Origin of the sequence: Kitasatospora sp. NPDC059327, assembly GCF_042752535.1 — a bacterium.
In the GTDB taxonomy this organism is placed as follows: Bacteria; Actinomycetota; Actinomycetes; order Streptomycetales; family Streptomycetaceae; genus Kitasatospora.
This window is the reverse complement of record NZ_JBHYYB010000074.1, coordinates 37,211-45,073: the sequence shown is the minus strand read 5'-3', so window position 1 is coordinate 45,073 and position 7,863 is coordinate 37,211. Positions and strand designations below refer to the sequence as shown.

The window sequence follows — 7,863 nt, the reverse complement described above, 5'->3', positions numbered from 1 at the left end:
GAAGGCGTCAACTTCGTCTACTGGGGCGGCCGCCTCACCCGCGCCCAGGAAACCACCGTCACCCGCCACCGCCCCCCGCACCGCATCATCGCCCTCCACTGGGTCCAACCCGACGAACTCGCCGACACCATGGCCACCGACCAGCACCGCCGCACCACCCAGGCCCTCACCGCCCTCGCCCGCGGCGCCCACCTCCCCTTCCTCCTCCGCGGCATCCCCGCCGAATGACCGGTCCCGCCACACCTCGCCGCAGGGACTCCGGGTCACCGGGCGGGCGGTCCATCCGGTTCCGCCGGGAAGGAGAGCCCCGTTGGCCGTCCTCGACGGCGAGGCCGCCTCGTCATTCCCCTACTGAGCCGCGCTGTTCGTATGCCACAGCCATGCAGACCGTCCGAGGAGGTACACCGTTGAACTCCTTGCCCCCACCGTCACGCGGCTATTTCCGCGCGCAGTCGGGCGAGCGCCTCCTCGGCCTCTTCCCGGACCTCGGGCAGGCCCCGGCTCGCCCGCACGACGCGCTGCAGTTGCTGCGGCAGGCGGTGCATCGCTGCTGCCTTGATGGCCGCCGTCATCTGCTCACGGGCAGCACTGCGGTCGCCATGACGGGCCAGCACCTGGCCGGCGGTGATCGCGGAGATGACGCGCCAGTGCGGAGTGGTCTGCGGGCCGGGATCCGGTGCGTGGTCCAGCAGGGCGGCAGCCTCCCGGATGCGCCCGGTACCGGCCAGACCTCGCACGTGGACCTCGTGGTGGGTGAATTCGGAGAACAGCGAAGTTGCCGAAGCGCTGTCGAGCAGCCGTCGCCCCTCGGTCACCGCCGAGTCGAACGCGCCGGCGTGCCCGGCGGTACCTGCGGCCCGGGCCAGCAGGATGACGGCTTCAGCCCGCTCCTCCGCAGTACCGGCGAGGTCTTGGGCCAGCGCCAGTCGGTCCAGAGCAGCGCCCAGCATGCGGGCCTTGCGCAGCTCGTTGCCGTGGTGGCGCAAGGCGTAGGCGTGCAGGCTGTGATCGTCCAGCCGACGAGCGATCGCCGTGCCCTTGCCGGTCCAACGTGCGGCCGTAGCGAGGCGCTCCTCGGGCAGGACATGGCCGAGGGCGACCCCAAGACCGACACGGGCACGGGCAAGCAGACGCAGCACTTCGGTCTCGGTGTGGCCGTCGGCAGCTCTGGCTTCGAGACGGGCGACGAGGGGCCACAGTTCGTCGACGGCGGCAGCTGCTTGGCCGGCTTGACGGGCGATCTCTGCCAACCGCAGGACGCTGTCGGCGAACTGCATCACGGCGTGGTGGTCACCGTCGGCGTCGTCAGTGATGCCGAGGACGTGAGGTGGCAGCTGAAGCCGTTCGGCGATCTGTCGCAGGGCACCGATGTCGGTGATGGTCCTGCTGCCGGTCTCCACTCGGGAGATGTACGAGGTGGAGTAGCCGAGCAGTGTGCCGAGTTCTTCCTGCGGCAACTGGTACAACTCACGGTAGAAGGCGAGAATCTCGGACAGCCTGCGACGACTCAGGATGGCCTGCGCCCTCGGGGTGGTCCAGTGCCAGCGGATGCCACCGTGCGGGTCCGGCCGGGCCATGGGTCAGCTCCGGCCGAGCAGTTCGTACCAGCGGGCGACGGAGTCCTTGTAACCCTGCGGCATGACCAGACCGGGTACCTCGTCGCGGCGGAAGAGGCCCGCCTCCTTGTGCTCGTGGCTGACGACTGGGGGCCGGTCGGCGTTGGTGGCGGTACAGCCGTAGGTGACGATGAAGACCAGACGGCCGGGAAGCGGCTCGTACATCCACGTGTCCAGCAGCGGGCCGGCGGTGGCCTCCCAGCCGCTCTCTTCGCGGATCTCGGTCTCCACGCGCGTCTCGGGCCTCTCCTTGCCTTCGAGCTTCCCGCCGGGCAGCTCCCACTCCTGGCGCTCGTTCTTCAGCAGCAGGACCCGGCTCTGCGGGTCGAGGACCACACCCTTGATCGAGATCGGGAACGTCGGCGGCACGTAGGGCATTTCGGTCATCTCTTCTTCCACGGAGCGCGGGCTGGCACGGTCACCTCGAACGTAGCAGCGTTCCGGCGCCGCGAGCCCCAGGCCCCGAGTGATCGGGCTTTGACAATCTGTCACTTCACTGGGGGAGGACATGGCGGGGAGAGTGTGTCGTCTCCCGTCCGCTCGGTCTCACAAGGGGGATCCACCATGCTGTCTTCCGACGTCGCGGTCGTTTCCGCGAATGAAGAGTTCACCGCCGCGTCCTTGAGCGGCAGGGTGCGTGAACGCGTAGGCGCGGTATTGCGCGAGCGCGGCCTGGTGCGGCTCGGCAGGCTGGGCGGACGAGACGACGTGCTGTACGCGGCACGGCGGTTGATGTCCGGGCTGTGGCGCCACCGTGATGCCGGTCCGGACGGCCTGACCGTCATCCGGGACATCGGCCGCCACGACGGCCGGGCGGGGTTCGCCGGCCTCGGGCGCGGCGACCTCGACCTGCACACCGAGTGCGCGCAGCAGCCGCAACCGCCACGCCTGCTCCTGCTGGCGTGCGCACGGGCGGGCGATGCGGGCGGGGAGAGTCTGCTGCTGGACGGGCGGGCCATCCTCGGCGCACTGGCCGGGCTACATCCCGCTGCGTTGGAGGCGCTTTCGGCGCCGCGAGCCGCATTCTTCGGCGGAGCGGACGGCCGGTTCACACCGATCCTGGAGCAGCTGGGCGGCGGGCGGTGGCACCTGCGGCTGAGGCAGGACTCCCTGGCCCGGTTCTCACCGGAGGCCGAAGCTCACCTTCCGGCCCTGCGCCGGGCCATCGACCGACACACGACCCGACTGCGACTGGCCGCCGGGCAGGGGTTCGTCGTGGACAACCACCGCTTTCTGCACGGCCGAACGGCGTTTCGGGGCGAACGGCTACTGCTGCGAGCGCTCGGTGATCCGCACCCCGTGGTCGGCTTGGACGCCGGCTTTCCCGCGCCTTGGCCCACGCCCGCTGGCTCCGGCGCCCCGGGAGCAACGGCCCGGTAGCCGGCGTGCACGCCCACGGCCGGACGTCGTCCCACCTGCTGAGTGCATCGCTGCCCGGATCCACCACCGGACCGCGAAGAAGACCGGCACACCCGCGCCCGACCCCGAAACCCATCCGGCGGGCACCCCCGGACGGTCGACTGCCGGCCGTCGACAAGCGATACGCCCGCCCCACCGTCTCCTGGTGATGCGGGGCGCATCCCGCGCCCTGGCGCCAGGTCCCACGAGGGAATTCCCACAGGAGGAACCACATGGCTCAGAAGATCACCGTCGAAAGCCCGGCCGCCCCGGCCTCCGGCGTCGCCGACGAGTTCGACCTCGACGTCCGCACCGTCGAGACGGCCGACGCGGCCAGCCTGCAGGTGCTCACCGACGACGGCTGCGGCGCAACCTGCGGAGCCTGCACCACCGGCGTTCACTGATCGACCCCGGCCGGGTGCGCCGGGACCCACCTCCCGGCGCTCCTGGACGGCACTCCCTCCCCTCCCCTACCAGCCTCCGAGGTCCGTCATGCGCACGTCCGCTTCCTACCGCGCCGCCGGCGTGGCGCTCGTGCGCGCCGTCGCCCGCCCCGACCCGGCGGTGCCCCCTTGGCCTGACCTCGGCGCCGGTAGCCCCGACCTGACGCACCAGCAGGTGGAGTGGCTGCGCACGCTGTGGGGCGACGAGCACATCGCCGAGGCGCTCACCCTGGCCAGCCCGGTGCTCGCCCGTCACGTCGAGAAGCTGGTCACCGCCCAGCAGCCGGCCCGGCGGGAGGTACGGCGCGCCGCCCTGTCGACCGCGCGCTACCTGCTGCGCGCCCAGGCCCGGCCGACCCCGTTCGGGCACTTCGCCGGTGTGCAGGCGGCTGTCTTCGGACCGTCCTGCGAGGTCCGCTGGGGCACCGACCACCGCGTGGTAACCCGGGCTTCGGCCGGTTTCCTCAGCCGGTCGATCGAGCGGCTGGAACAAGAACTGCTGCTCCGACTGGACGTGATGACCAACAACACCGTTCACGTGCGTGGCGACCGCCTCGTGATCCCCCACCAGCCCCTCCCCGGGCCCGACGGAACGACGGCGGCAGAGACCACTCTCCGTCACACCCGCCCCGTCGCGTCCGCCCTCGCCGACGCCCGACACCCGATCCGCCTCGGGGACTTGGTCACCAAGCTCGGCACCGATTTCCCCACGGTGCCCACTGAACGAATCATCGGGGTCCTGTCCGCGCTCGTCGCCTCCCGTGCTCTGATCACCAACCTCCACGCCCCGGCCACCGAACCGGACCCGTTGGGCCACCTCCTGGCGGCGCTGGATGACGTCGGTGCCGACCAGGTCCCCGGCACCGCCGCCTTGGTCGCGGACTTGCGCGCCACCGAAAGCCTGCTCGCCGCCCACAACGGGGCGCCCGACCGCACCGTCCGCGACCGGGCTCGGAACGCGGTCACCGTCAGCGACGCCGGTGCTCCGGAACGCCCGGCGCCGACCGTCGACCTGCGCCTGGACGCCGACCTCGTACTCCCTCAGGCGGTGGCCGACGAAGCCGCGCGCGCGGCCGGCCTACTCACCCGGCTCAGCGCGCTGCCCAACGGCACCGCGGCATGGCGGGCCTACCACCAGCGGTTCTACGAGCGGTACGGCCGCGGCGCGCTGGTCCCGCTGCTCGACATGGTGGAGGACAGCGGAATCGGCTGGCCGGACGGCTACCCCAGCGCCCGGCCGGCCGAGGTCCCGCGCTTTGACGAACGCGACAAGGTCCTGGCCGCTGTCGCGCAGCAGGCGGCTCTCGACGGCGCCCGTGAGGTCGTCCTCGACGACAAGCTGCTGGCCGCCCTCGACCTCGGCCCGGACGAACCGCGCCTCCCCCCGCACCTGGAGGTCGTGGTCCGCATCCACGCCCGGACCCAGCGTTCCCTCGACCGGGGCGAGTTCCGGCTGGAGGTGGTGTCCGCGTCCCACGCGGCCGGTGTGTTGATCGGCCGCTTCCTCCACCTCCTCGCCCCGGAGCACCGAGCGGCCTTCAGCGACGTGCTGACCAGCCTGCCGACCATGGACGAGCGAACCGTCACCGCGCAGCTGTCCTTCCCGCCGCTGGACCCGGTCACCGGGCACGTGGCCCGCGGCGTGCGGTCCGGCCAGCTGGTGATCGCCCTCGCCGAGCACCGCCCGAGCTCGGACGGAGTCCTGCGCCCGGAGGACCTGACCGTCGGCTGCGACGGGCGTCGGATGTACTTGGCCTCACCGGCCCTCGGGGTGCGGATCGAGGCCGCCGCCACCCATGCCCTGAACCTCCGTACCCACACCCCGCCCCTGGCCCGCCTCATCACCGAACTGTCCCGCGCCCAGGCCGCGCAGGTTACCCGCTTCTCCTGGAGTTCCCTCTGCTCGCTGCCCTTCCGGCCCCGGCTCCGGCACGGCCGCGTCGTCCTCTCCCCCGCCGCCTGGCGGCTCACCTCCGCCGAACTCCCTCCCCGGAACGCCCCGTGGGAGCAGTGGGACGACGCCCTCACCGTATGGGTGGAGCGACGCCGGGCACCGCGGCACGTGGTGCTGACGGCCGACAGCCAGGGCCTACCGCTCGACCTCCACCACCCCGGTCACCGCGCCCTTGTGCGTGACCACCTCGACTCGGGCCCGCACGCCGTCCTCGTCGAAGCCCCCGACCCGGCCGACCTCGGCTGGGCCTGTGGCCGCGCGCACGAGGTCGTCGTCCCAGTCACCGCCACCCGGCCCCCGGCCTGGCCGCGTCTGCCCAAGCCGACCACCGCTCGCGTCCTGGCTCGTGGCCACGGCGACGCGCCCGGCACCTCCCGGGTTCTCCTCGCCTCCCTCTACGGCGACCCGGAGCGCCAGGACACCGTTCTCGCCCAGCACCTGCCCGACCTCCTGGAACGCCTGGGCCGGCCGGCCTGGTGGTTCGTCCGCTTCCGCGATCCGCGCCAGCACCTGCGCCTGCGTATCGCCCTGCCCGACCCGAACGACTTCGGCTCCGCCACCAGCGTGATCAGCAGCTGGACCGCCGAGCTCCACCGGGCCGGACTGCTCGCGGAGGTCGTCTACCCGACCTCTTACACGGAGACGGGCCGGTGGGGCGAGGGAGAGGCCTGGGCCGCCGCCGAAGAGGTGTTCCGCACCGACTCCGCTACCGTGCTCACCCAGCTGTCCCAGCCCTCACCACCCGACCGGCAGGCGCTCCTCGCCGCCCACGCGGTCGCCATCACGGCCGGCTTCACCGGCTCGGCCACCGCCGGGCTGCGCTGGCTGGTCGCCAACGTCCCTGCGAAACCCCCGGCCGCCGTCGCGCGGCCGGTGTTCCGCGCGGCCGTCCGCCTGGCCGATCCCGCCGACGGATGGGCCGCGTTACGCGCCGAACCGGGTGGCGCCGCGATCGTCGACGCCTGGGCCGACCGCCACCGGGCCCTCGACGCCTACCGCCGGCTCTTCCCCGGCCCCAGCACGCAGGGGGTGGCCCCGGATGACGTGCTCGGATCCCTCCTGCACTGCGGCTACGTCCGCGCGCACCGCATCGACTTCGACGACGAGGCTCAGGTCCTCCACCTGGCCCGCACCGCCGCCCTCGCCCGCCTCTCCAGGAACCGTGACCTGTGACCCCGCAGCCACACCCCGCCCTCCGGCTGTCCGACCGGATCGCCGAGCTGCTCGCCGACCCGGCGGCCGTGCCCGCTGCCTGGTCGTCGCGCCCGCAGTGGCGCCAGTCCCTCGCCCACGGCGCTCCCGGAATCGCGCTGCTCCACATCGAGCGCGCCGCCACCGGCCGCGGCCCGTGGGCCAACGCCCGCGCCTGGCTGGCGGTCGCCGCCGGCCTCCCGGTCACCCGTGGAGCGGACAGCTACCTTTACTACGGTGCCCCGGCGCTCGCGCACACCCTCGCCTGCGCCGCCCAGGCCCGGCCCGGCTCGTACCGGCGCGCCCTCGACCACCTCGACCAGGTCGTGGCAGCCGACGCGGTGCGCCGCTGCGAACAGGCCGAGGCACGGATCGAGCGCGGCGACCTGCCGGTGCTCGCCGAGTTCGACACGATCCGCGGGCTGGCCGGCGTCGGCGCCGTCCTGCTAGTCCGGGCTCCAGACGGCAGGACCATCCGGCGCGTCCTCACGTGCCTGGTCCACCTGACCTACGACGTCAAGCACGACGGCGAGGTCCTGCCCGGTTGGTGGAGCCTTGACGGCCCGTCCGGCGAAAGGGACGAGCGATTCCCGGGCGGGCACGCCAACACCGGGCTCGCACACGGGATCGCCGGACCGCTCGCTCTGCTCGCTCTCGCGCTGCGGCGTGGTGTCGAGGTCGACGGCCAGCGTGCGGCGATCCGTACCGTCCTCACCTGGCTGAAGCGCTGGCGCGACGGCCACGCCTGGCCGTACTGGATCACGGCGGCGGACCTGGCCGGCCCGGACCGCAGGCCGCTCGTGCCACAACGGCCGAGCTGGTGCTACGGCACCGCAGGGGTCGCGCGCGCCCGACAGCTCGCCGCTCTCGCTCTGGGGGACCAGCACCTTCGCCATGATGCCGAGAACACGCTGGCCACCGTGCTGGTGGACCCCACGGTCCTCGCCGCGACCACCGACCTGTCCGCCTGCCACGGCTACGCCGGGCTCGCCCACATCGCCCACCGCGCCGCCGCCGACGCCTCCCCGCGCAACGCCGCCCGGCTGCGCTCGGCCGCCGCCCTGCTCCTGGGCGCCACCCAACCGCCGCGCACCGACCCCGACGGGCTGGCACAGAACCTCCTGGCGACAGCGGGGCCGGCGTTCCTGGAGGGCGCCGCCGGTACCGCCCTCGCCCTGCTCGCGCCCGCCACCGGGACCGCTCCCGCGACCCGCTGGGACGCCTGCCTGCTCACCTTCTGACCCCTGACCGAGGACCGATC

General features: G+C 73.1%; 7 protein-coding genes. 5 read left to right on the top strand and 2 right to left on the bottom strand.

The window, feature by feature from the left end:
• Positions 1-228, top strand: a 228-nt coding sequence (locus ACFXHB_RS32795) for a hypothetical protein (RefSeq protein WP_380578484.1), incomplete at its 5' end; no start/stop codon positions are given.
• A gap of 200 nt (positions 229-428) precedes the next feature.
• Here ACFXHB_RS32795 and ACFXHB_RS32790 read toward each other — a convergent pair.
• Positions 429-1,577 (bottom strand): helix-turn-helix domain-containing protein, encoded by a 1,149-nt coding sequence (locus ACFXHB_RS32790; RefSeq protein WP_380578483.1) that lies wholly within the window; start codon positions 1,575-1,577, stop codon positions 429-431.
• A 3-nt stretch (positions 1,578-1,580) separates the two neighbouring features.
• On the bottom strand, positions 1,581-2,003 hold the full coding sequence (locus tag ACFXHB_RS32785) for an NUDIX domain-containing protein (RefSeq protein WP_380578481.1): 423 nt from the start codon (positions 2,001-2,003) through the stop codon (positions 1,581-1,583).
• Positions 2,004-2,180: 177 nt separating this feature from the next.
• On the opposite strand from ACFXHB_RS32785, the gene ACFXHB_RS32780 reads away from it, so the two are divergent.
• From ACFXHB_RS32780 to ACFXHB_RS32765, 4 genes are all read left to right on the top strand, one after another.
• Positions 2,181-2,996 carry a TauD/TfdA family dioxygenase gene (locus tag ACFXHB_RS32780; RefSeq protein WP_380578479.1) on the top strand — a complete coding sequence of 272 codons (816 nt, stop codon included), beginning with the start codon at positions 2,181-2,183 and terminating at the stop codon, positions 2,994-2,996.
• 251 nt (positions 2,997-3,247) lie between these two features.
• Positions 3,248-3,418 (top strand): FxLD family lanthipeptide, encoded by a 171-nt coding sequence (locus ACFXHB_RS32775; RefSeq protein WP_380578477.1) that lies wholly within the window; start codon positions 3,248-3,250, stop codon positions 3,416-3,418.
• An 88-nt stretch (positions 3,419-3,506) separates the two neighbouring features.
• The gene (locus ACFXHB_RS32770) at positions 3,507-6,584 is read left to right on the top strand and encodes a lantibiotic dehydratase (RefSeq protein ID WP_380578475.1); all 3,078 of its coding nucleotides are present in this window, start codon (positions 3,507-3,509) and stop codon (positions 6,582-6,584) included.
• Complete coding sequence (locus tag ACFXHB_RS32765; RefSeq protein WP_380578473.1) at positions 6,581-7,843, top strand: lanthionine synthetase C family protein; 1,263 nt, start codon at positions 6,581-6,583, stop codon at positions 7,841-7,843. The genes ACFXHB_RS32770 and ACFXHB_RS32765 overlap by 4 nt, the downstream gene beginning before the upstream one ends.
• Positions 7,844-7,863 lie beyond the last annotated feature (20 nt).

Bases quoted from the DNA above. Each gene is read 5' to 3' on its own strand.
- ACFXHB_RS32790 (WP_380578483.1), bottom strand. From the start codon at position 1,577: ATGGCCCGGCCGGACCCGCACGGTGGCATCCGCTGGCACTGGACCACC.
- ACFXHB_RS32785 (WP_380578481.1), bottom strand. From the start codon at position 2,003: ATGACCGAAATGCCCTACGTGCCGCCGACGTTCCCGATCTCGATCAAG.
- ACFXHB_RS32780 (WP_380578479.1), top strand. From the start codon at position 2,181: ATGCTGTCTTCCGACGTCGCGGTCGTTTCCGCGAATGAAGAGTTCACC.
- ACFXHB_RS32775 (WP_380578477.1), top strand. From the start codon at position 3,248: ATGGCTCAGAAGATCACCGTCGAAAGCCCGGCCGCCCCGGCCTCCGGC.
- ACFXHB_RS32770 (WP_380578475.1), top strand. From the start codon at position 3,507: ATGCGCACGTCCGCTTCCTACCGCGCCGCCGGCGTGGCGCTCGTGCGC.